This is a genomic window from Amycolatopsis sp. YIM 10 (assembly GCF_009429145.1).
In the GTDB taxonomy this organism is placed as follows: Bacteria; Actinomycetota; Actinomycetes; order Mycobacteriales; family Pseudonocardiaceae; genus Amycolatopsis.
Genome location: NZ_CP045480.1, coordinates 5,347,864 through 5,368,319 on the forward strand (window position 1 = coordinate 5,347,864; position 20,456 = coordinate 5,368,319).

The window sequence follows — 20,456 nt, forward strand, 5'->3', positions numbered from 1 at the left end:
ACCCGGGTCAATAGGCCAGGAGAGGTCAGAATCCGCGGTGGATCCACTCGTGCAGGTTCGGGGCCTCCGCGCCGATCGAGGTCGGCTCCCCGTGGCCCGTGCTGACCTCGGTCTCCCCCGGCAGCACGAGCAGCGTGCGCCGGAGCGACTCGATGATCGTGCCGAAGTCGGAGTACGACCGGCCGGTGGCGCCCGGCCCGCCCCGGAACAGCGTGTCCCCGGAAAAGACCGTGCCCAGTTCGGGCGCGTGCAGGCAGACCGAACCTGGCGAATGCCCCGGGGTGTGGAGCACCCGCAGCTCGATCCCGCCGGCCGAGAGCACCTGACCGTGCTCCAGTTCCTTGTCCGGCAACCGTTCCGGGTGAGTCAGCTTCCACAGTGGAGCCTCCTCGGGGTGCAGCAGGATCGGCGCGCCGAAGGTGTCGGCCAGCGACGGCGCCTGTCCTATGTGGTCATCGTGGCCGTGCGTGCACACGATCGCCGTCACGCGACGATCCCCCACCTGCTCGGCGACCGCCTCCGCGTCGTGGGCCGGATCGATCAGCAGGACCTCGCGCTCGTCGCCGACGATCCAGACGTTGTTGTCGACCTCCCAGGTCCCGCCGTCGAGCGAGAAGGTGCCGGAGGTGACCAGGTGCTCGATCACAGGACCACCACCGAACGCAGCACCCCGCCGTCCTTCATCCGCGCGAACGCGTCCTCGACGTGGTCGAGCGCGATCTCCTCGGTGACAAATCCGTCCAGCGGGAGCCTGCCCTGGAGGTACAGCTCGATCAGTACGGGGAAATCCCGTGAGGGCAGGCAATCGCCGTACCAGGACGACTTCAGCGCGCCACCGTGCGAGAAGTACTCCAGGAACGGGATGTCGGGCGCCTTCATCTCGGGCGTGGGCACCCCGACCAGCACCACCGTGCCTGCCAGGTCCCGCGCCCGGAACGCCTGCTTCCAGGTCTCCGGGCGGCCGACCGCGTCGATCACCACGTCCGCGCCGAACCCGCCGGTGAAGCTCCGGATCGCCTCCACCGGGTCGAGGTCGCGGGCGTCCACCACGTGGGTCGCGCCGAACTCCCGCGCCTTGTCGAGCTGCCTCGGGTCCCGGTCCACCGCGACGATGGTGGACGCGCCGGCCAGCCGCGCCCCGGCGATGGCCGCGTCCCCGACCCCGCCGCAGCCGATCACCGCCACCGTGTCGCCCCGGCCGACCTGGCCGGTGTTGACCGCGGCCCCGATGCCCGCCATCACGCCGCAGCCCAGCAGACCCGCGACCTGCGGCCGGGCGCGACGGTCCACCTTGGTGCACTGCCCGGCGGCGACCAGGGTCTTCTCGGCGAACGCGCCGATGCCCAGTGCCGGGCTCAGCTCCTGCCCCGAGGTCAGCGTCATCTTCTGCGTGGCGTTGTGCGTGTCGAAGCAGTACTGCGGCTTGCCCTTGCGGCAGGCGCGGCACTGGCCGCACACCGCGCGCCAGTTGAGGATCACGTAGTCACCGGGCTCGACGTCGGTCACGTCGTCGCCGACCGACTCGACGATCCCGGCGGCCTCGTGGCCGAGCAGGAACGGGAACTCGTCGTTGATGCCGCCTTCGCGGTAGTGCAGGTCGGTGTGGCACACCCCGCAGGCCTGCACCCGGACCACCGCCTCACCCGGACCGGGGTCGGGCACCACGATGGTTTCGACGGTGACCGGCTTGCCCTTTTCGAGCGAAACCACACCGCGGACTTTCTGGGCCATCCTTGTTACTCCTTCTTCTCTGGCGCGCCGGTCAGTCGGAGATCGCGTCGGCGACCCAGTCGCGGAACTCGCCGATGTGGTGCTCACTGGGCACCAGCACCCCGCCCGCGGCGTAGGCCTTCGACGACATCGCGGGCTGGCACCGTTCGCACGCCTCGAAGTCCTGCTCGTTGACCCGGTGGAACAGCTCCACCGACCGGCTCAGGTCGGCGCCGCTGTCGATCACCTCCCTGGGGTAGAGCCAGTCGCACTCGACGATCGTGCGGTCCACCGCCATCGGGTACATCCGGTGGAAGATCACGTGATCGGGCACCAGGTTGATGAACACCTGCGGGTTGACCGTGATCGCGTAGTACCGCCGGTCGTGGTGGTCGTCGACCCCGGCGAGCCTGCCGAAGCCGGTCTGCCCGTCGATGGAGAAGCCGGTGACCTCCTCGCCGAACTCCGCGCCGTGGCCGACGAAGTACTGCGCGGCGTACCCGTCGGCGAACTCCGGGAGCACCTCGGTCAGCTCCGGGTGGATCGTCGCGCAGTGGTAGCACTCCATGAAGTTCTCGACGATCAGCTTCCAGTTCGCCTTGACGTCGTAGGTGATCCGGCGCCCGACGACCAGCTCGTCGATGCCCCACTTCTCGATCACGTCACCGTCGCCGAGGCGGCCGCTGACCGCGGCCTGCACGGTGTCTTCGAACGACGGCGGCTCGTCGGCCAGGCACACCCAGACGGTGCCGAGCCATTCGCGCAGCGCGACCCCGATGAGCCCGTACTCGTCGCGGTTGACGTCGTTCATCGAGTTCAGGTTCGGCGCCGCGATGAGCTTGCCGTCGAGTCCGTAGGTCCAGGCGTGGTAAGGGCATTGCAGGGATCGGCGCACCTCCCCCGCGTCGTCCATGCACAACCGCGCGCCGCGGTGACGGCACACGTTGAGGAAGGCGCGCAGCGAGCGGTCGCGGCCGCGGACGATCAGCACGCTCTCGCCGCCGACGTCGACCGTGCGGAACTTGCCCGGTTCCGGCAGGTCGCTGCCGCGGGCGGCGGCAAACCAGTTGCGCTGGAAAATGCGCTTCTGCTCGCGTTCGAAGAGGGCGGGATCGGTGTAGTGGGCCCCGGGCAGGGTGGGGATCAGGCTGGTGGCGGGCTCCGGCTGCTGGGCGCGGACTTCGACGGAACTCACGGTGGTCCTTTCTGCGGCATCCGGCGGGGCGGCCGGGCAAATCAGTTCGAAGTGGACAGACGGCCGGCCAGCTGGCGGCGCCAGCGCCCGAACGAGCGGGCGCGGTCCACCGCCAGCACGGCCACCGGGGTACCGGCGGCGTCGCGGTAGAGCGCGAGGAAGTCGAACTCGGCCACCTCGCCTTCGAGCACCTCCACCGTGCTGTCCTCGGTGCGGTGCCCGGCGAACTGGATGCGGTGGCCGTACTGGTCGGACCAGAAGTAGGGCAGCCGGTGGTGGGCAGGCGGGCTGTAGTCGCGGCCGAGCAGCGCGGACACCGCGGCGATCGGCTGCTGCACGGCGTTGGTCCAGTGCTCCAGGCGCACCGGAGCGGGTGCGTGGGCCCGGTCGGAGTTGGCGCAGTCGCCGACCGCGACCACGCCGGGCACGTTCGTGGCGCCGCGCGCGTCGGTGCGCACCCCGTTGGCCAGGTCGAGCCCGGACCCGATCAGCCAGTCCACGCACGGGGAGGCGCCGATGCCCAGCACCACCACGTCCGCGGGCAGTTCGCGGCCGTCGGTCAGCCGGACCCCGGTCACCCGCCCGGTCCCGATCAGCCCGGCCAGCCCGGCGCCGGTGTGCAGCCGGACCCCCTTCGTGGCGTGCAGCCGCGCGCACACCCGGCCCATCTCCACACCCAGCGGTTTGTGCAGCGGGGACGCCTCGGCCTCGACCACGTCGGTCTCGATCCCGATGCCCGCGGCGGTCGACGCGATCTCGGAACCGATGAACCCGGCCCCGATCACCACCAGCCGGGTGCCGGGCACGAGCGCCTTGCGCAGCGCGATGGCGTCGTCGAGGGTGCGCAGCGTGTGCACCCCGTCGAAGGTGCGACCCGGCAGGCGGCGGGCCCGCGCGCCGGTCGCCAGCACCACGCCGTCGGAGACGATCCGCTCACCGTCGTCGAGCACGACCGCGCGGCCGGCGGTGTCCAGCCGGGTGGCGGTCCGGCCGAGCCGCCAGTCCGCGTCGAGCGCGGTGTCCTCGGGCGTTTTGAGGTCGAGGTCGATTTCGGACACCGTGCCGGCGAGGTACTCCTTCGACAGCGGCGGCCGGTCGTACGGGGCGTGGGCCTCTTCGCCGATCACGGTGATCCGGCCGTCGTAGCCCTGGTCGCGCAGCGCGCGGACCGCGGTCAGCCCGGCCAGCGAAGCGCCGACGACGGTGACCGCCCGCATCAGGCGACCTCTTCGGCGTAGGCCGGGCGCTCGACAGTGTCGTTGTTGCCGATGGTCTCGTGCACGTAGACCTGGCCGTCGACGAGAACGACCTCGTGGGTGCGCACCGCCTTGCGGGCAGGCGGGCCGCTCGGGCGCCCGGTGCGGAGGTCGAAGCACGCCGCGTGCAGCGGGCATTCGACCGCGCATCCCTCCAGCCAGCCATCGGACAGCGAAGCGTCCTGATGGGTGCAGGTGTCGTCGATCGCGTAGAACTCACCGTCGACGTTGAAGACCGCGATTGCGACCTGGCCCTGCACGCGTACAGACTCTCCGACAGGAATTTCGGACACCGCGCCAACTAAGATCATCGTGGCTCCTGTTGCATATGGCGGAACACGGCGTGCTATACGCAACGGAGAATCCGGCACGTTCCCGCCACCCGTCAACCCTCCCGGACCGACAACCCCCTCACGCAGGCTCGGAGTTGCAATATGTACAACACCGGCGACACCACCAGCGCTGGCGAACCCAGATCATCAAGCCAGACAGTGGATCGAGCGCTTTCCATGCTCACCCTGCTGGCCCAGCGAGGCCCCTCGGGCGTGACCGAGCTGGCCCGCGAACTCGGCGTGCACAAGTCAACCGCCACCCGGCTGCTCTCGGCGTTGGAAAAGTTCCGGTTCGTCGAGCAGGACGGGAATCGTGGCAAGTACCGGCTCGGCTTCGGCATCGTCCGGCTGGCCGGGGCGACCACCGCGCAGCTCGACATCGGCCGGGAGGGGCGGCCGGTCTGCGCCAAGCTCGCCGCCGAACTGCGGGGCACGGTGAGCCTGAGCGTGCTCGAGGGTGGCAGCGCCACCGCGGTGGTCCAGGAACCGGGCACCGAGCGCAACTGGATCGGCGTCCGGATGCCGCTGCACGCCACGGCGACCGGCAAGGTGCTGCTGGCGAGCCTCGGCTTCGAGGAGCTGAGCATCGCGCTCGAACGTCCCCGGCAGCGGCTGACCGCCAACACCATCACCGCCAGCGGCGCACTGCTGGCGGACCTGAACCGGGTTCGCGATCGCGGCTGGGCGGCGACCATCGGCGAACTGGAGACCGGACTGAACTCCGTGGCGGTGGCGGTGCGCGGACCCGGCGGGCGCATCGCCGGCGCACTGGCCGTCTCCGCTCCCGAAGAGCATCTCGGGCTCGTCGATTTCCAGGACATCGCCAGGGTGCTCACCCAGGCCGCCGACGAGATCCGCACGCGGTTGCAACGCCTGACGCTGCCGTGACCACCCTTGACCCGTTGTGACACAGCTATTACTTTCCAACAGATATATCAGTCGTCTCAGGTATCGAGGGTGATCATGGATTCGCACCGGACGAGGCCTTCCGCGCCCCACGGGACCGTGGTCGAGGACGAACGCACGATCCGCCGCGCGACCACCGCGGCCACCCTCGGAAATGTCGCCGAATGGTACGACTTCGGCATTTATTCCTATTTGGCCGCCATCGCGCTCGACCGGGTTTTCTTTCCGGAAGCGGGTGATTGGGCCACCGTGTTCACCCTCGGGACCTTCGCCGCCGCGTTCCTCGTCCGCCCGCTCGGCGGGTTCGTCCTCGGGCCGCTCGGCGACCGGATCGGCCGCACCAGGGTGCTGGCCGCGACGGTGCTGCTGATGGCGGTGGCCACCGTGCTGCTGGGACTGGTGCCCGGTTACGGCACGATCGGCATCGCGGCCCCGCTGCTCGTGCTGTTCATCAGAATGCTGCAGGGTTTCTCGGCCGGTGGTGAGTACACCGGCGCGCTGACCCTGGTGGCCGAATACGCCCCGGACCGCAGGCGCGGTTTCTTCGGCAGCTGGCTCGAATTCGGCACGCTCGTCGGTTACACGCTCGGCGCCGGGGTCTGCGCCGTCCTGATCGCCGTGCTGCCCGAGGACGACCTGCTGTCGTGGGGCTGGCGGATCCCGTTCATGCTGGCGCTCCCGGTCGGCGTGGTCGGCATCTACCTGCGCATCCGACTGGAGGAGACCCCGGCGTTCCGGCAGCTGATGGAGCGGTCACCGGCGATGGTCACCATGTCGCTGCGCCGCGCCTGCCACATCCTGGTGACCCGGTACCGCTCGGCCGCGCTGATCGCGGGCGGGCTGGTGATCGCCTGGAACGTGACCAACTACGTGCTGACCAACTACGTGCCCACCTATCTCACCGGCACCCTGCCCGGGCACGGTCACCACGGCACCAGCGAGACGGTGTCGACCACGCTCCAGGTCGGGGTGATGCTGGCGATGTTGTGCGTGGTGGTGTTCCTGGGCGGGCTCAGCGACCGGATCGGGCGCAAGCCGATCCTGGCCACCGGCAGCCTGGCGCTGGTGCTGCTCGGCCTGCCGTCGGTGTGGCTGCTGCAGAGCGGGCCGTGGGGGCAGGTGGCCGGGCTGCTGATCATGGGCTTCACGCTGGTGTGCTTCGCCGCGGTGACCCCGTCGACGCTGCCCGCGCTGTTCCCCACGTTCATCCGGTACGGCAGCCTCGCCATCATCTTCAACATCTTCGTCTCGGCCTTCGCCGGTACCGCGCCGACCGTGATCGGCGTGGCCGTGACGGCCACCGGCAATCTCGACTGGCCCGGCTACTACCTGATCGGCGCCGGGGTGATCGGCCTGCTCAGCACGGTGTTCCTGAAGGAACCGGCCGGGGAGCCACTGGCCGGTGCGGCCCCGCTCACCTCCAGCGCCGACCTGCCGTCACCGGAACTGTCGGAAACCGGTGTGCCACTGGAGAATCCGCCCACCGGCCGCTAGGGGCGTCCGGTCAGCGCGCGAAGCTCAGCGCCGTGGCGAGGTCCTGGTCGACGCGCTCGAGATCCGCTTCGGCCGGGAAGCCGGACTCCAGCGTGCCGATGATCTCGCCGACGAAGGCGCCCAGTTTCGCGAGCCCGGCATCGGAAGCGCACTCGGCCCTCACCTCGCGCAGGATTCCCAGTGTGCGCGCGACCTCGCCCCTCGCGGCGGCGAGATCGCCCCTGGCCAGCGCGGCGAGCGCAGCGGTGTTGGCGGTCAGCGCGGCCCGCAGTCCGATGAGGCGACCGGAAGCGATGATCCCGCCGCCGAGACCGGTGGGTGCGATCGGCGCGGCGCCGGCGTTGAAACTGCCGAGAACGAGCAGACAAGCGGCAGCGGCGCTGGAGAACCTGCCGGTACTGGTACGGGTCATGGTCAGTCCTTCCCCGAGAACCGGGTGCGGTGACGCACCGTGACCGTCCAGTGTACCTCCGCGACGGCCGGTCAGTTCGGTGCTTTCAGCAGCCGCTCCAGTTCGGTGCTTGCCTGCTCGTAGCCCGCCTCCGAGATCCGCTGCAGTTCGAGCAGGTCACCGGCGGCGACCGCCCGCCGGGTGAGGGCCTGCCCGGCGCGCGCGCAGCCCTCGTCCAGCAACTCGCTCAGTTCGGCGACGTCCCCGCGCTCGTCGGCGAGGTCGGCCAGCCGGTCCATCGCGGTCTCGTTGCCCTCGTCGGCCAGTGCGCGCAGGGTCTCACGGCTGAAGTTCGTTTCCACCATGCCGCCATGGTGCAACCTTTCCCCAGGGGCAAGGTCAAGGGGACAATGGTCCGGGTGATCACCATCGGCCAGCTCGCCCGGTACGTCGGGGTGTCGACCAAAACCATCCGCGTCTACCACGACAAGGGCCTGCTGCGCGAACCCGACCGCGACGCCTCGGGTTACCGGCGGTACGACGCGAGCCACGCGATCGAATTGATCAAGATCCGCACCCTGGCCGAGTCCGGGGTGCCGCTGGCCCGCATCCGGGAACTCCGCGACGCGCCGGAAGAGGAGTTCCAGCTGGCGCTGCGGCAGATCGACACGGACCTCACGGCGCGCATCCGCGGGCTGCGGGCCACCCAGGAACGCCTGCGGGAACTGGCCGACGGCCGGCTGCTGGCCATTCCGGCCGAGGTCAGGACCCATCTGCACCAGCTGCCCCGCCTCGGGTTCAGCGAACGGTGGGTCGCGCTGCAGGCCGATCTGTGGATCCTCGTCTACGCCACGCACCCGGACACCGCGCCCGCGCTGTTCCACGACCAGGCCCAGATCCTGGCCGACCCGGTGCAACGCGAGCTGTTCCTCGACTACGACCACGCGCACGACCTCGACCCGCACGACCCCCGCATCGACCAGCTCGCCCGCCGGGCCGTCCGAGCCACCCGCGCGCGTTACGGGAACGGGGACCTGCCCGGCCAGGACCCCGCCTCGGCGATCCCGTCGCTGATCCAGTCCGCCATCAACGCCTCCTCTCCCGCCTGGGCCCGGATCGACACCCTGATCCGTGAGCAACTGGGACTCGAAGCACCACGGTGATCAGGCGCGGAGGAACTGCTCCGGCCGCAACGCCCTGGCCACCACGCGGGTGTCGCCCACCCAGCCGTAGAAACCGTGCCCGTACTCCAGGGCGAACTGCGTGGCGCCGATGACAAACGGCTTGCCGAGGGTGGCGATACCGCGTGAGTCCTCCGCCGGGTTGCGCGCGATCGGTGAACCGTCGACGTAGACGATCGTGCGGCGGGCGTCGTTGACCACGGCGACGTGGGTCCAGCGGCCGGTGGGCAGGGCGTGGCTCCACGAGGTCGGGTCGGCGTCGGTGTGCTTCGGGTAGACCACGAACTGGAGGAACCGCTCGCCGGAGAGGTTCAGGCTGCACGTCGGTTCCTCCGGGGACCAGCCGCTGGTCTTGCCCGCGTCACCGGCCCGGCCCTCCCAGCTGAGGATGCCCATGAAGGCGTGGTCGCCGACGAACGGGTCGGGCAGTTTGATGAACGTCTCGATGGTGTAGCCGTCGAGGAGGGCCATGCCGTTGATCGGCGCGCCCGGCCCGGTTCGCAGCACCGCACCGCGATCCGGGCCCTTGCCGCCGTCGAACCGGAGGCTGGCGTGCGCGGGCTGGCCGGTGTGGTGCTCGGCCGACCAGGTGAGCACCTCGGGCGCGCTGCCGTGCAGGAGTTCCGCGCGCAGGTCGTTGCCCTGGCCGGTCAGGTCGCGGGCGAGGGTGCCGGGCGCCACCGGCGTGCCGTCCGGTCCCGGGGTGCTGCCTGCCGCGTCGAACCGCCAGTAGGCCACCGTGCCCGGCACCAGTACCGCGGCGGGCGGGCGCGGCGGCGGCACCACCGGCGGCGCGAACGCGGCGAACCGCCGCTCGAAGTCGATCTCCACGGTGAACCGCTCGACGTCGCCGGACAGTTCCACGTGCTCGGCCTGCAACAGCGTGCGGTCCTCCGGCCGCCGCGCGAGCGCCCACGGTGAGAGGGTCTCCACGTCGATGACCCCGCGCGCCAGGTCGAACCGGTAGTACCGCAGCATTCCGGCGCCGCCGTAGTAGCGGTCCTGGTAGTTGGTCAGGTGCACGTGGACCGGATTGCCAGCGTCGTTGGTCAGCGTGGTGCGCCCGCAGGGCCAGTAGTGGCCGTTGAGCGTGAGGAAGATCTGGTCGTTGCCGCGGATCAGCCGGTTCCACAGCCGGTCGCCGTAGCCGGTCAGGGACGCGTGCCCCTCGTCGTCCGACGCGGCGATCTCGTGCGTGGTGAGGATCGAGGGCAGTTCGGGGTGCTGGTCCAGCACACCCTGCGCCCAGGCGATGCCGCGGTCGGAGATGCGCCAGTCGAGTGCGAGCAGCAGCCACTGCCTGCCGCCTCCGGTGAGCAGGTGGAAGCTGTGGTAACCGTCCGGGGACGAGCCGCCGTAGGTGGGCATCCGCCGGAACCGGTCCGGCCCGAACGTGCGCAGGTACGGGGTGGCGCCGCGCTGGTCGTCGCTGTTGCCGGGCACGTCGTGGTTCCCGGCGAGCACGCTGTAGGGCAGCCTGCCGTCGATCGTGCGGAAGACCTCGTCGGCGGCGCGCATCTCGGTCTCGGTGCCGTGCTCGGTGACGTCGCCGAGGTGCGCCAGGAACACGATGTTGTCCTCACGGCGGCGGCGCAGCAGGTGCACCAGCGTTTCGCGCACCGGCTCCGGGTCGGAGCCGCCCTGGTCGAACAGGTACTGCGTGTCCGGCAGCACGGCGAGGGTGAACCGGGGGTCCTTGGGGTCGACCGGGCCCGCCGGTTCCGCCGCCTGCGCGGAAAAACCGGGCCACAGCGCCGAAGAAGCGGCCACGGCGGCGGGTGCGCCGACCGCGGCCCGCAGCAGGGAACGGCGGGCGAGATGGCGCGGGGCGGGGTCGGGCACGGGTACCTCCAAGATCGGGTTCGCCGAGAGCGTTCACCCGTTCGCTGTCCCGGTCGTGACGAACAACCGAACAACGGCCGAACAAGGCCGGTAGGAACCACTGCCACCGGGCGGTAAACCGGTTCTCCCGCGCATTTGCCGGACGTAGACTCGTCCATCCGGTCCAGGAGGTGGCCCATGGTGGAACCAATGCTCGTCGGCACCCTGGTGTGGCTGGGCCAGATCATCGCCGCGCGCGGGATCGAGCGCCTGATGGACACCGCTGTCGACAAGTTCGGCGACCGGCAGGCCGGGGCGGCGCCCGCCGCGCCGATCCGGCGCCACGATCTCACCGCGCCCGGCGCGCAGGTCAGCAGCGACCTCGACATCACCGTGCGGCACCACCGGCCGGGTTTCCGCACCCCGGTCATTCTCACCGTGCAGAAGTTCGGTGACCGCACCAGCGGCACCACGCTGCCGATGGTGCTCGGCGACACCGCGCACCTGACCCTGCCGCGCGCGCACTACCTGTTCGCCGCGCTGGTCATCGACCTCCCGCGGCACCACGGGGACAAGCCGACCTTGCGCGGTCTCGGCTGGGCGTCGCTGTGGCTGGCGGCCAACGCGGCCACCCCGCTGACGATCGGCACGCAGCACCCCACGGCGGAACTCGTCGACGAGATCGGGTTGAAGCAGCACGACGGCTCCCTGGTCTTCACCCTGCCGCCCGCCCAGCCCGAGGCTCCGCGCCTCTCGCCGAGGGCCCCCGGTTTCGCGCCGAGAGCAGTGCCGCCGACGCCCACGACGGAGTTCTTCCAGCAGCTCTTCGACCAGCAGCCGGCCCACACGCCGCGATACCAACCCAGGCAGTCGCGGCAAGTGGACTCGACCCACTGCCGGGCTCGCGCGTGGGTCGGTGACAAGCAGTGCGCGTTCCTCCCCGCCGAAGACGGGCTGTGCCGGATCCACCGCCAGCAGGCCGGCGCCGGGCGCGACGTGCTCGACCACCGCACCGGGCAGCCGATCATCCTGCCTTGAACGCGAAGCGGCCCCGGTCAGCGGGTGACCGGGGCCGCGGTGCTCTCGCGCTCAGGTGGTGTAGGTCAGGCAGTTCGCCGCGTGGTCGCCCGTGCCGGGGCCGACCCGCACGCCGGAGGCGGTGCACTCCAGCCCGGAGTTGTGCACGCAGTCGGCGCGCGAGCACGCGCCGACCTGGGCGACGACCTTGTCCAAGCCGCCCTTGGTGTTCAGCGAGACGAAGGTGTCGCAGTCGGCGGCGCCGTTGCTGCCCCCGACGGTGATGGCGTACGCGTGGCAGCCGTCGTGGTTGTAGGAGCACCCGGTGACCGTGCACTCGCGCACGGCGGGCATTTCGGTGGTGGTCATCAGCCGCACCTCGCAAAGGTGAGTGGTGGGAATGCGTCAGTACCGAAAACGGTGCCACCGGCAAACCTCGTCCGCAACCGCGGGACCGTTGAGGCAAGCCTTACCTCTTCCGCAATTTTCCGGCCCGTTCGCACAGCTCAGACCGGGTGCGCACGAGTGGTGGAAATGATTCGACGGTCCGCACACGACCCCAATGAGTGATTCTCCGGCGAATTCGCGAGTCGCCCATTCCCGGGAAATCCGGTTGCCCGCGGCGTGGCGTGTGCCCGAGGATGCGGGCGTGCGCTACTCGATCAACATCCCGAACTTCGGCGACTTCGCCGACGCCAGGACGGTCGCCAGGGCGGCCAAGGCCGCCGAGGACGCGGGGTGGGACGCCCTGTTCGTCTGGGACCACGTCGTCCACGACAAGACCGAGCGGCGCGGCCAGCCGTTCGGCGACCCGTGGATGCTGCTGACCGCCGCCGCGCTGGCCACCTCCCGGCTCCGGCTCGGCACGCTGGTCACCCCGGTGGCGCGGCGCCGTCCCGAGCAGCTCGCCCGCCAGGTGGCCACGCTCGACGGACTCAGCGGCGGCCGGGTGATCTTCAGCGCCGGGGTCGGTGGCCCGATCGGTGACGAGTTCGGCAGCTTCGGTGACGTGGTGGATCCGAAGGTGCTCGCCGGACGCCTCGACGAAGGCCTCGGCCTGCTCGGCCGCTACTGGTCGGGCGAACGGGTGGACCACGACGGAGCCCACTACCGGGTGCGCGACGTCGAACTGCTGCCCGCGACGGTCCAGCAGCCGCGCCCGCCGGTGTGGATCGCCGGGGTCTGGCCGAACCGCAGGCCGATGCGCCGCGCGGCGGCCTGGGACGGGGTGGTCCCGCTGTTCAAGACCGCGTCGCACGGGCATCCGCCCGCCGTGGACGAGCTGCGCGACGTGGTGACCTACGTCCGGGAGCACCGCACCCAGCCCGGCCCGTTCGAAGTGGTGGTCGGCGGGGTCAGCCCGGGTGACCCCGCCGAGTCTCGTGACCTCATCGCCCCGCTCGCCGAAGCCGGCGCCACCTGGTGGGACGAACGGCAGCTCCAGGAGAGCGACGACCTGCACCGCCTCGACCCCATCCTGCGGCGGATCGAGGCGGGGCCGCCCGGTTACCGCGCTCGTTCGTAGCGCTTCAGCTCGGCGAAGAAGTCCGGGATCTCGGTGAGTTCGCCGGTCGCGGTGACGGTGTCGTAGACGAACTTGCCGACCGCGAGGTCGAGCACCCCGAGGCCGAACGGCGAGAACACCACCGGCCGGTCGGCGGGCACGGTGAGCGCGCCGGTCAGCACATCGTCGAGCGTGCCGTCGAGGAACTCGCGGTTGCCGGTCGCCTGCTCGGCCAGGTGGGGCGAGGTGTCCGCCTTGAGGCAGTGCTCCACGTCGTCGACGATGTTCACCGAGTTCAGGATGATCTCCGGCGACAGGTCGCGCAGCGAGACGTGCAGCACCAGCGGGTTGTGCGAGAACCAGTCCGGGTCGTGCACGTGCGGGGTGCCCGCGACGGTGGCGAACACGACCAGGTCGGAGTTCCGGATCAGCGACTCCGCGCTGTCGTGCACCTCCGCCCGGCCGTCCACCCCGGCGACGAACCCGGCCGCGTGCTCGGCGGACAGGTCGAACACGCCGGTCTCCTCGAAGGTCCAGCCCAGCGACGCGAGATAGGTGTGCAGGTACCGGGCGATCAGGCCGACGCCGATGAAGCCGACGCGCTTCGGGCGGCCGCGGTCGCGGCTGAGCCGGTCCGCGGCCAGTGCCGCCGACGCCGCCGTGCGGGTCGCGCTGATCACCGAGCTTTCCAGGCAGGCGAACGGATATCCGGTGTCGTGGTCGTTGAGGATGAGCACCGCCGACGCCCGCGGCAGCCCGTTCTCCACGTTGCCGGGGAAGCTGGAGATCCACTTCATGCCGTCCACGTTCACGTCGTCGCCGATCGAGGCGGGCAGCGCGATGATCCGCGAGGACGGCCGGTCGGGGAAGCGCAGGAAGTACGACGGCGGGTTGACCGTGTGCCCGGCCGCGTGCGTGCGGTAGGCCGCCTCGACCAGGTCGATGACGTGCTTTTCCTGGCCGTGCAGTGCGTCGAGCACCTGCGCGCCGGAAATGACGGCGAAGGACGGGACGTTGGGCACTTTCAGGCTCCTTGCTCGGGGGTGGACAGGCCGGAGAACACACGCAGTACGCCGCAGCCGACCTGGCCGTCAGGATCCACCGCGGTGATCAGGGCGAATTCGGTCGACGGGTCGGACACCGCGGTGGCCACCTGGAAGGCGGCCGACGCGCCCGCGGTGTCGCCGATCAGCCTGGCCGGGAAGAGCACGCGCGCGTTCTCGCCGAGAACCCCGGCCACCGCCGCGTGCTCGACGTCACCGTCCACTCCGGACAGAACGGCGGTGTCGATCCCGCCGGGAGCCAGTCCGGCGCTCACCATGGCCCGCCGGATGCGGGTGGTCAGCGCGGCCTTGGTGTCGGCGGGGTCGAGCGCGGTGCCGAACTCGAGCGCCAGCACCTCGGCGATCGGGGTGCGGCCGTGCCCGGCCGCCGACTCAGCGCTTTCGGTGAGGAACAGGCAGCTTCCTTCCCCGAGGGGACGCGCTTCCTGGCCGCCGAGGCCGTGCCAGGTGATCCACGACCGGCGCTGGTTGAGGTCCTCCACCGCACCGGCCACCACCATCGGCGCCCGGCCCGCGCGGTGCAGGCGGCGGGCGTAGTTCAGCACCGAGAGCCCGGTGACCCGCCCGGAGGTGATCGTCGAGTTCGGGCCCTGGAAGCCGAACTTGACCGCGCACTGCGTGGTCGGGAAGTTCATCGCGGTGCTCGGCAGCTGCCTGCCGTTGACGTGGTAGGGCAACGCCTCGGTGAGCGAGTCGTACATCAGGTCCATCGCGCGGTCGGTGGTGGTCAGGTCACCGCCGAGCACCAGCGCGCGTTCGGCGGGCCCGTATTCGGCGAGCGCGTGCTCGCGCAGCAGCAGGGCGAGCGCGCCGACCGCGAGCCCGCCGGGCCGCCCGAGCCCGCGCTGCGCCCGCGTGTTGATCTCACAGTCGGAGATCAGCAGTTCGCTCACCGCGGCCCCGTCGACCACACCGGCTTCGGTGTAGGGCACGTCCTGCTCTGAGTCCACTCCGGACAGTGCGGACCGGCCTGCCCTGACGCCGTCGCCGAAAGCACGCTCCCCGAGGCCGTATGGCGAGATCACCGACATCGCCGAGATGATCACGACGCGCTCCTTTCCGCCTGGCGGTCGAAGCGCTTGAGCACCACCGCCGCGTTGAGCCCGCCGAACCCGAGCGAGTTGACCAGCGCGATCTTCGGTTCCGCCCGGCGCGCTTCGTTCGGCACGCAGTCCACCGGGCACTCGGGATCGGTGGTGGTGTGGTTGATCGTCGGCGGCAGGAAACCGTGCTCCAGCCCCAGGATCGCAGCGATGCTGGAGTGCGCGGCGGCCCCGCCCATGGTGTGCCCGATCATCGACTTGATCGCCGACACCGGCGGCACCGGCAGCTCCCCGAACACCTCGGTGAACGCGGCGGCCTCCATCGGGTCGTTGGCCTTGGTGGCGGTCCCGTGCGCGATCAGCAGGTCGACCTCGGCCGGGCTGACGCCCGCGTTGTCCAGCGCACCCCGCAGGCATTCGGCCACCCGCTCCCCCGACGGCCGCGTGGGGTGCCCGGCGTCGCAGTTGAAGTGGTAGTCCAGCACCTCGGCGTGGATGACCGCACCACGCGCGAGTGCGGTCTCCAGCGGTTCCAGCAGCAGCATCGCCGCGCCCTCGCCCAGCACCACGCCGGTGCGGTCCGCGGCGAACGGGCGGCACTCGTCGCGGGCCAGCGCGCCCAGCCGGTAGAAGGCGGCGAAAGACTTGCGGCACGGCGAATCCGCGCCGCCGACCAGCGCGTAGGAGACCTCACCGGCGCGCAGGGCATCCAGGCCGTAACCGATCGCGTAGTTGCCCGCCGCGCAGACGTCGGGCAGGGTCACCAGCTCCACGTCGTCGAGGCCGAGGTCGTCGGCCACCGAAACCGGCATGCGGCCCAGGCGGGCCCGGCGGGCCAGCACCGGGTCGACGTCGGCGAGTCCCTTGTTCACCTCGGTGGTGGTCATCTCGTCCACGTCGCGGGCTTCGCCCTCGGTGGTGCCGACCGCGACCAGGCCGCGCGAGGCCCGCAGGCGGGCGGGCGCCATCCCGGCGTCCTCCACCGCCATCAGCGCGGCGGCGGCGACCATCTGCGTCGCCCGGCCGTAGTGCGGCCGCTCCTCGTCGAAGGCGAACGCGGGCACCTCGCAGACCTTGCCGTACTCGAACCCGGTCACGTCGAATGCGGTGACCGGCGCGGCACTGCCCCGCCCGGCCAGCAGTCCGTCCAGGAAGGCCTCGCGCCCGATGCCGATGCCCGAGATCACGCCGATCCCGGTCACCACCACCCGGCCCGACCGGCCCGCCGGTGCCCCGTTGCCCATGTCCAGCTCCTTCCGGTGCGGCTCAGCCGCCGTAGCCGCCGTGGATTTCCAGCACCGAGCCGGTGATGTACCCGGCCTGCTCGGAGCTGAGGAAACCGACCAGCTCGGCGACCTCCTCCGGGCTGCCAGCCCGGCGCAGCGCGATCGAGTCGATCAGGTTGGTGCGGGCCTTCTCCGGCATGGCGTCGGTCATGTCGGTGTCGATCAGGCCGGGTGCCACCACGTTCGCGCGCACGCCGAACCGGCCGACCTCCCTGGCCAGCGACTTGGTGAAGCCGATGATCCCGGCCTTGGACGCGGCGTAGTTGGTCTGCCCGGCGTTGCCATAGACCCCGGTGACCGAGGACAGCGTGGTGATCGAGCCGGCCCGCCGCTTCATCATCGGGTAGGCCACCGCGCGGCAGACGGTGAACACCCCGTCCAGATTGGTGCGCAGCACGCTGGTCCACTTGTCGTCGGGCATGGTGGCCAGCGGGGTGTCCGCGGTGATGCCCGCCGCGGTGACCGCGGTGGTGACCGGGCCGAGTTCCCGTTCGGTGCGCGAGACCCACTCGCGCACGGCGGCGCCGTCGGTGACGTCGGCGCGCATCGCCAGCACCCGGGTGCCTTCCTCGCCCAGCTCCTTCTCCAGTTCCGTGGCCGCGCGCTCGTCGGCGCGGTAGCAGAAACTCACGTCGTAGCCGTCCTGCGCCAGCTGCCGCACGCACGCCCGGCCGATCCCCCTGGCGCCGCCGCTGACCAGAGCCACCCCTGCGGTCATGAACTTCCTTTCAGTCGCAACAGGATTCCCGCCGCGCTGCCGGCCGGATCACCGGACAGCACGACCACAAGACGCCCGGCCGGGCCGGGCGCGCAGAGCGCCGACGCCACCGCGAAGGCCGCGGTCGCCGCGCCGGTGTCACCGAGCACGCCGGTGCCGGGCACACGGTCGAGCGCGTGCTCGCCGAACAACCCCGCGGTCACCGTGCGCTCGGCTTCGGATCCGGTGGCCGGAACGGCCGCCCAGATCTCGTCCGGGGTCACCCCCGCCCGCGTCAGCAGCGCCGAAGCGGTGGCACGCAGCGCTTCCGGCTCGTCGCCGTCCAACACCACCCGGCTGTGCAGCGCGAGCACCTCGGCCAGTCCATCTACAGTGGACTCGTCGGACTCGTCGGACTCGACGGAGAAGACCACCCCGCCCTCGCCGAGCACCCCGCCACCGTTGTGGTGGTTGAGCCACGCGCGTTCGGCCGAGTACTCCTCCACCGCACCGGCGAGCACGCGCACGGCCCGGCCCGCGGCGAGCAGCCGCTGCGCGTAGGCCAGCGCGAACAGGCCCGCGCCGGGGCCACCGGCGATGGTGGTGTTCGGCCCGGTCAGGCCGTAGCGGATGGCGCACTGGGCGGCCGCGTAGTTCATCACCGCGGCGGGCAGCACCTTGGTGTCCACCTGGTGCGGTTTCCGGCTGAGCAGCGAATCACGGGTGATGGTCATCGTGGAGCGCAGGCTGCCCGCGGTGGTGCCGAGCACCAGACCGGTGCGCTCGCCCGCCCCGGTGCCCGCCAGCCGTCCGACGGTGGCCAGCGCGAACACCGTGGCCCGGTCGGTCGAACGGCCGACCTTGCCGCCGACCAGTTCCTTCGGGTCGTAGTCCGGCACCAGGCAGGCACCGGGATCCGGCACCGCCCACTCGTCGCCCGGCGGTGCCGAGGGGTTCCGGCCGGTGCGCACCCCGTCGGCGAAGGCGTCGTTGCCCTGCCCGAACGGCGACACCACCGACCAGCCGGTGATCACCGGGAAGCCCGCGCTCATACCGGAGTCCTCTCGTACTTGCCGAGCAGCACCACGGCGTTGTTGCCGCCGAAGGCCAGCCCGTTGTTCTGCACCACCCGCAGGTCGGCCTCGACCGCCCGGTTCGGCACGCAGTCCACCCCGCAGGCCGGATCGGTCTGGCGGTGGTTGATCGTCGGCGGCACGAACCCCTGCTCCAGCGCCACCGCGCAGGCGATCGCGCCGAGCGCGGTGGAGGCGCCCATCGCGTGACCCAGCATCGACTTGAGCGAGATCGTGCGGGGCGGCCGGTCGCCGTAGACGTCGCGGATCGCGTCGCATTCGGTGATGTCGTTGAGCTTGGTGCCGGTGCCGTGCGCGGAGATCAGGTCGACCTCGTCGGGCTTGACGCGCGCGTCGTCCAGCGCCAGGCGCATGCACCGGGCGACGCTGTCCTGGTCGGGCGCCACCGGGTTGCTGCCGTCGCAGTTGAGCCCGTACCCCAGCACCTCCGCGTGCACGGTGGCGCCGCGGGCCAGTGCCGAGTCGAGCGTTTCCAGCAGCAGGATGCCCGCGCCCTCGCCGTTGAGAATGCCCGCGCGGCCGACGTCGAAGGGGCGGCAGGCGTCCGGGGCGACCAGGCCGAGCCGGTGGAAGCTGGCGAAGTTGCGGCGGCTGACCACGTCGGCACCACCGGCCAGCGCGTACTCGGCCGTACCGGAGCGGACCGCGTCGAAGGCGTCGCCGATCGCGTAGTTGCCCGCCGCGCAGGCTGTTCCGATGGTGTAGGCATCCACATCGGACAGTCCGAAGTGGGCGGCGATGTCGAGCGCCAGCCGCTGCGCCGGGATCCGGGCGGTCCGTGCCGGGTCCAGGTTGTCCGGCCCGTCGCCGACCATGGTGGCCACGAGGTCGTCGATGTCCTGTGACTGCCCGTCGGTGCTGCCGACCACGACCATGCCGCGCCGGGCACGCAGGTCCTCGGCGCCGATCCCGGCGTCGGCCAGTGCCATCGCGGTGGCTGCCAGCGCGAACCGGCTGGGCCGTCCCACGCCTTCCAGATCACCGGAAACCCAGTCCTCGTCCCGGAAATCCTTGACCTCGCAGACCAGTTCCGACGGGAAGCCGGTGGTGTCGAAGGCGGTCGCCGGACCGGCACCGTGGCGACCGGCCCGCAGCCCGGCGGCGAATTCGGGCAGCCCCACGCCGATGCTGGACACGGCCCCCATTCCGGTGATCACCACCCGGGCCGGCTCGGCGGACATCAAGCCCCGCTCACCACACCGGAGACCGGCTGCCCGGCGGCGACCCCGCCGCCGGTCCAGCCCAGTTCCCCGGCGATGAACTCGTAGACCGTGGCCAGGCTGGTCAGCTGGGACAGGTCCACCTGGTCGATCTCCACGCCGAAGCGCTTCTCCAGCGCGGCGAGCAGGTCGATCGCGCTCAGCGAGTCGATGCCGAGGTCCTCGTCGAACAGCGTGTGCTCGGCCAGCTCATCGGGCTCGATCTCGAAGGCTTCGCAGGCCAGTTCCTTGATCACGGCCTTGCGCTCGGCGATCTCGGCGCTGTTGGTGCTGTCGGTGCCGGTCATCGGGGCGCCCCTTCCGTCTCGTAGTTGCTTCTGAGCCACCCGTCGTCGTAGATCGAGTCGAGGTAGCGCTCACCCAGGTCCGGCGCGATCAGCACGCCGGTACCGGACATCCGGTTGCGCGAGAGCCAGTCCAGCGCCCCGGCCAGCACGGTCCCGGTGGACCCGCCGAACAGGAAGCCGTGACCGGCCAGCTTGCGGCACATCGCGATCGAGTCGGGCTCGCTCACGTGCACCACGTCGTCGGCGAAGGTGGCGTCGAAGATCGCCGGCGGGGTGCTGGTGCCCAGCCCCGGGATCAGCCGCCGGGACGGCGGCAGGCCGAAGGTCACCGAGCCGACCGCGTCCACCGCGACCACGGTGACCGGCAGCTGCTCGTCGCGGATGTAGCGGGCGCAGCCCATCAGCGTGCCGGTGGTGCCGGCGCCGACGAAGAGCACGTCCAGCTCGGGGAACTGCTTGAGGATCTCCGGCCCGGTGGTGCGGTAGTGCGCGCCCCAGTTGTCCGGGTTGGCGTACTGGTTCAGCCAGACGTAGCGGTCGTCGCGGGCGCACAGCCCGCGCACGTGGTCCAGCCGCGCGGTGAGGAACCCGCCGTCGGCCCCCGGCTCGGTGACCAGGTGGACCACCGCGCCGTAGCTCTCCATCAACCGCACCGCGGCCGGATTGCACCGGATGTCGGTCACGCACTCGAACCTGCGGCCCTTCGCCGCCAGAATCATGCTCAGCGCCACCCCGAGATTTCCGGACGACGATTCCACCAGTACCGAATCCGGCCGCAGCGCGCCCGACCGCTCGGCGGCGGCCACCATTTCCGCGGCCGCCTTCAATTTGATCGAACCGGCGAAGTTGAATCCCTCGCACTTGAGGTAGAGCGGCTGCCCGACGATGTCGAGCAGATCGACGTAGAGGTCGCCGACGTTGAACTGGTGGGGCTCGGTGATCAGCGGCATACCGGCCG

22 protein-coding genes are annotated in these 20,456 nt (G+C 71.1%); 5 read left to right on the plus strand and 17 right to left on the minus strand.

The window, feature by feature from the left end:
• Window positions 1-25: 25 nt before the first annotated feature.
• The 5 genes from YIM_RS25430 to YIM_RS25450 are packed head-to-tail and all read right to left on the minus strand — an operon-like array spanning window position 26 to window position 4,472.
• Window positions 26-646, minus strand: coding sequence for an MBL fold metallo-hydrolase (locus YIM_RS25430; protein WP_153032729.1), 621 nt, complete (start codon window positions 644-646; stop codon window positions 26-28).
• Window positions 643-1,731: an S-(hydroxymethyl)mycothiol dehydrogenase gene (locus YIM_RS25435; protein WP_153032730.1), complete on the minus strand. Its 1,089-nt coding sequence runs from the start codon at window positions 1,729-1,731 to the stop codon at window positions 643-645. Before YIM_RS25435 ends, YIM_RS25430 begins: the two co-directional genes overlap by 4 nt.
• Window positions 1,732-1,762: 31 nt before the next feature.
• On the minus strand, window positions 1,763-2,905 hold the full coding sequence (locus YIM_RS25440; RefSeq protein WP_153032731.1) for an aromatic ring-hydroxylating dioxygenase subunit alpha: 1,143 nt from the start codon (window positions 2,903-2,905) through the stop codon (window positions 1,763-1,765).
• A 41-nt stretch (window positions 2,906-2,946) separates the two neighbouring features.
• Window positions 2,947-4,122, minus strand: a complete 1,176-nt coding sequence (locus YIM_RS25445; RefSeq protein WP_153032732.1) for an NAD(P)/FAD-dependent oxidoreductase — start codon at window positions 4,120-4,122, stop codon at window positions 2,947-2,949.
• Window positions 4,122-4,472 (minus strand): bifunctional 3-phenylpropionate/cinnamic acid dioxygenase ferredoxin subunit, encoded by a 351-nt coding sequence (locus YIM_RS25450; RefSeq protein WP_153032733.1) that lies wholly within the window; start codon window positions 4,470-4,472, stop codon window positions 4,122-4,124. Before YIM_RS25450 ends, YIM_RS25445 begins: the two co-directional genes overlap by 1 nt.
• 123 nt (window positions 4,473-4,595) lie before the next feature.
• Here YIM_RS25450 and YIM_RS25455 point away from each other — a divergent pair, with 123 nt between their 5' ends.
• Both YIM_RS25455 and YIM_RS25460 read left to right on the plus strand, forming a co-directional pair.
• Window positions 4,596-5,381: an IclR family transcriptional regulator gene (locus YIM_RS25455; RefSeq protein ID WP_153032734.1), complete on the plus strand. Its 786-nt coding sequence runs from the start codon at window positions 4,596-4,598 to the stop codon at window positions 5,379-5,381.
• A gap of 75 nt (window positions 5,382-5,456) precedes the next feature.
• The gene (locus YIM_RS25460) at window positions 5,457-6,893 is read left to right on the plus strand and encodes an MFS transporter (RefSeq protein WP_153032735.1); all 1,437 of its coding nucleotides are present in this window, start codon (window positions 5,457-5,459) and stop codon (window positions 6,891-6,893) included.
• Window positions 6,894-6,903: 10 nt separating this feature from the next.
• Here the strand turns inward: YIM_RS25460 and YIM_RS25465 are convergent, their stop codons facing one another.
• Entirely contained in the window at window positions 6,904-7,305 is a 402-nt protein-coding gene (locus YIM_RS25465) for a hypothetical protein (RefSeq protein ID WP_153032736.1), read from the minus strand.
• A gap of 71 nt (window positions 7,306-7,376) precedes the next feature.
• Window positions 7,377-7,649: a hypothetical protein gene (locus YIM_RS25470; RefSeq protein ID WP_153032737.1), complete on the minus strand. Its 273-nt coding sequence runs from the start codon at window positions 7,647-7,649 to the stop codon at window positions 7,377-7,379.
• 6 nt (window positions 7,650-7,655) lie between these two features.
• Here YIM_RS25470 and YIM_RS25475 point away from each other — a divergent pair, with 6 nt between their 5' ends.
• Window positions 7,656-8,447 (plus strand): MerR family transcriptional regulator, encoded by a 792-nt coding sequence (locus tag YIM_RS25475; RefSeq protein WP_228004009.1) that lies wholly within the window; start codon window positions 7,656-7,658, stop codon window positions 8,445-8,447.
• On the opposite strand, the gene YIM_RS25480 is transcribed toward YIM_RS25475, so the two are convergent.
• On the minus strand, window positions 8,448-10,307 hold the full coding sequence (locus YIM_RS25480) for a LamG-like jellyroll fold domain-containing protein (protein WP_153032738.1): 1,860 nt from the start codon (window positions 10,305-10,307) through the stop codon (window positions 8,448-8,450).
• Between the two features lie 177 nt (window positions 10,308-10,484).
• On the opposite strand from YIM_RS25480, the gene YIM_RS25485 reads away from it, so the two are divergent.
• Complete coding sequence (locus YIM_RS25485; protein ID WP_153032739.1) at window positions 10,485-11,324, plus strand: hypothetical protein; 840 nt, start codon at window positions 10,485-10,487, stop codon at window positions 11,322-11,324.
• Between the two features lie 51 nt (window positions 11,325-11,375).
• On the opposite strand, the gene YIM_RS25490 is transcribed toward YIM_RS25485, so the two are convergent.
• Window positions 11,376-11,672, minus strand: a complete 297-nt coding sequence (locus YIM_RS25490) for a DUF1540 domain-containing protein (protein ID WP_153032740.1) — start codon at window positions 11,670-11,672, stop codon at window positions 11,376-11,378.
• Between the two features lie 280 nt (window positions 11,673-11,952).
• Between YIM_RS25490 and YIM_RS25495 the strand changes: the two genes are divergently transcribed.
• Window positions 11,953-12,828, plus strand: coding sequence for an LLM class flavin-dependent oxidoreductase (locus YIM_RS25495; protein WP_153032741.1), 876 nt, complete (start codon window positions 11,953-11,955; stop codon window positions 12,826-12,828).
• On the opposite strand, the gene sbnB is transcribed toward YIM_RS25495, so the two are convergent.
• From sbnB to sbnA, 8 genes are read right to left on the minus strand one after another with little or no spacing between them, the layout of a single operon-like run.
• Window positions 12,810-13,829, minus strand: coding sequence for a 2,3-diaminopropionate biosynthesis protein SbnB (sbnB, locus tag YIM_RS25500; RefSeq protein WP_228004010.1), 1,020 nt, complete (start codon window positions 13,827-13,829; stop codon window positions 12,810-12,812). The two genes, YIM_RS25495 and sbnB, sit on opposite strands and share 19 nt — an antisense overlap.
• 2 nt (window positions 13,830-13,831) lie before the next feature.
• On the minus strand, window positions 13,832-14,917 hold the full coding sequence (locus tag YIM_RS25505) for a beta-ketoacyl synthase N-terminal-like domain-containing protein (protein ID WP_153032743.1): 1,086 nt from the start codon (window positions 14,915-14,917) through the stop codon (window positions 13,832-13,834).
• On the minus strand, window positions 14,914-16,158 hold the full coding sequence (locus tag YIM_RS25510) for a beta-ketoacyl synthase (RefSeq protein ID WP_153032744.1): 1,245 nt from the start codon (window positions 16,156-16,158) through the stop codon (window positions 14,914-14,916). The genes YIM_RS25505 and YIM_RS25510 overlap by 4 nt, the downstream gene beginning before the upstream one ends.
• A gap of 22 nt (window positions 16,159-16,180) precedes the next feature.
• Window positions 16,181-16,918: a 3-oxoacyl-ACP reductase FabG gene (fabG, locus tag YIM_RS25515; protein WP_153032745.1), complete on the minus strand. Its 738-nt coding sequence runs from the start codon at window positions 16,916-16,918 to the stop codon at window positions 16,181-16,183.
• A complete protein-coding gene (locus tag YIM_RS25520; protein ID WP_153032746.1) occupies window positions 16,915-17,949 on the minus strand; it encodes a beta-ketoacyl synthase N-terminal-like domain-containing protein in 1,035 nt (344 codons plus the stop codon). Before YIM_RS25520 ends, fabG begins: the two co-directional genes overlap by 4 nt.
• A complete protein-coding gene (locus tag YIM_RS25525; protein ID WP_153032747.1) occupies window positions 17,946-19,172 on the minus strand; it encodes a beta-ketoacyl synthase in 1,227 nt (408 codons plus the stop codon). Before YIM_RS25525 ends, YIM_RS25520 begins: the two co-directional genes overlap by 4 nt.
• The gene (locus YIM_RS25530) at window positions 19,172-19,498 is read right to left on the minus strand and encodes an acyl carrier protein (RefSeq protein ID WP_153032748.1); all 327 of its coding nucleotides are present in this window, start codon (window positions 19,496-19,498) and stop codon (window positions 19,172-19,174) included. The genes YIM_RS25525 and YIM_RS25530 overlap by 1 nt, the downstream gene beginning before the upstream one ends.
• Complete coding sequence (gene sbnA, locus YIM_RS25535; RefSeq protein ID WP_153032749.1) at window positions 19,495-20,448, minus strand: 2,3-diaminopropionate biosynthesis protein SbnA; 954 nt, start codon at window positions 20,446-20,448, stop codon at window positions 19,495-19,497. Before sbnA ends, YIM_RS25530 begins: the two co-directional genes overlap by 4 nt.
• Window positions 20,449-20,456: the final 8 nt, after the last annotated feature.

Excerpts from the sequence above, each read along its gene's own strand:
- YIM_RS25485 (WP_153032739.1), top strand. The coding sequence starts at position 10,485 with ATGGTGGAACCAATGCTCGTCGGCACCCTGGTGTGGCTGGGCCAGATC.
- YIM_RS25460 (WP_153032735.1), top strand. The coding sequence starts at position 5,457 with ATGGATTCGCACCGGACGAGGCCTTCCGCGCCCCACGGGACCGTGGTC.
- YIM_RS25435 (WP_153032730.1), bottom strand. The coding sequence starts at position 1,731 with ATGGCCCAGAAAGTCCGCGGTGTGGTTTCGCTCGAAAAGGGCAAGCCG.
- YIM_RS25465 (WP_153032736.1), bottom strand. The coding sequence starts at position 7,305 with ATGACCCGTACCAGTACCGGCAGGTTCTCCAGCGCCGCTGCCGCTTGT.
- YIM_RS25475 (WP_228004009.1), top strand. The coding sequence starts at position 7,656 with ATGGTGCAACCTTTCCCCAGGGGCAAGGTCAAGGGGACAATGGTCCGG.
- YIM_RS25510 (WP_153032744.1), bottom strand. The coding sequence starts at position 16,158 with ATGGGCAACGGGGCACCGGCGGGCCGGTCGGGCCGGGTGGTGGTGACC.
- sbnA (WP_153032749.1), bottom strand. The coding sequence starts at position 20,448 with ATGCCGCTGATCACCGAGCCCCACCAGTTCAACGTCGGCGACCTCTAC.
- YIM_RS25490 (WP_153032740.1), bottom strand. The coding sequence starts at position 11,672 with ATGACCACCACCGAAATGCCCGCCGTGCGCGAGTGCACGGTCACCGGG.
- YIM_RS25470 (WP_153032737.1), bottom strand. The coding sequence starts at position 7,649 with ATGGTGGAAACGAACTTCAGCCGTGAGACCCTGCGCGCACTGGCCGAC.
- YIM_RS25530 (WP_153032748.1), bottom strand. The coding sequence starts at position 19,498 with ATGACCGGCACCGACAGCACCAACAGCGCCGAGATCGCCGAGCGCAAG.
- fabG (WP_153032745.1), bottom strand. The coding sequence starts at position 16,918 with ATGACCGCAGGGGTGGCTCTGGTCAGCGGCGGCGCCAGGGGGATCGGC.
- YIM_RS25520 (WP_153032746.1), bottom strand. The coding sequence starts at position 17,949 with ATGAGCGCGGGCTTCCCGGTGATCACCGGCTGGTCGGTGGTGTCGCCG.
- YIM_RS25455 (WP_153032734.1), top strand. The coding sequence starts at position 4,596 with ATGTACAACACCGGCGACACCACCAGCGCTGGCGAACCCAGATCATCA.
- YIM_RS25525 (WP_153032747.1), bottom strand. The coding sequence starts at position 19,172 with ATGTCCGCCGAGCCGGCCCGGGTGGTGATCACCGGAATGGGGGCCGTG.
- YIM_RS25450 (WP_153032733.1), bottom strand. The coding sequence starts at position 4,472 with ATGATCTTAGTTGGCGCGGTGTCCGAAATTCCTGTCGGAGAGTCTGTA.
- YIM_RS25445 (WP_153032732.1), bottom strand. The coding sequence starts at position 4,122 with ATGCGGGCGGTCACCGTCGTCGGCGCTTCGCTGGCCGGGCTGACCGCG.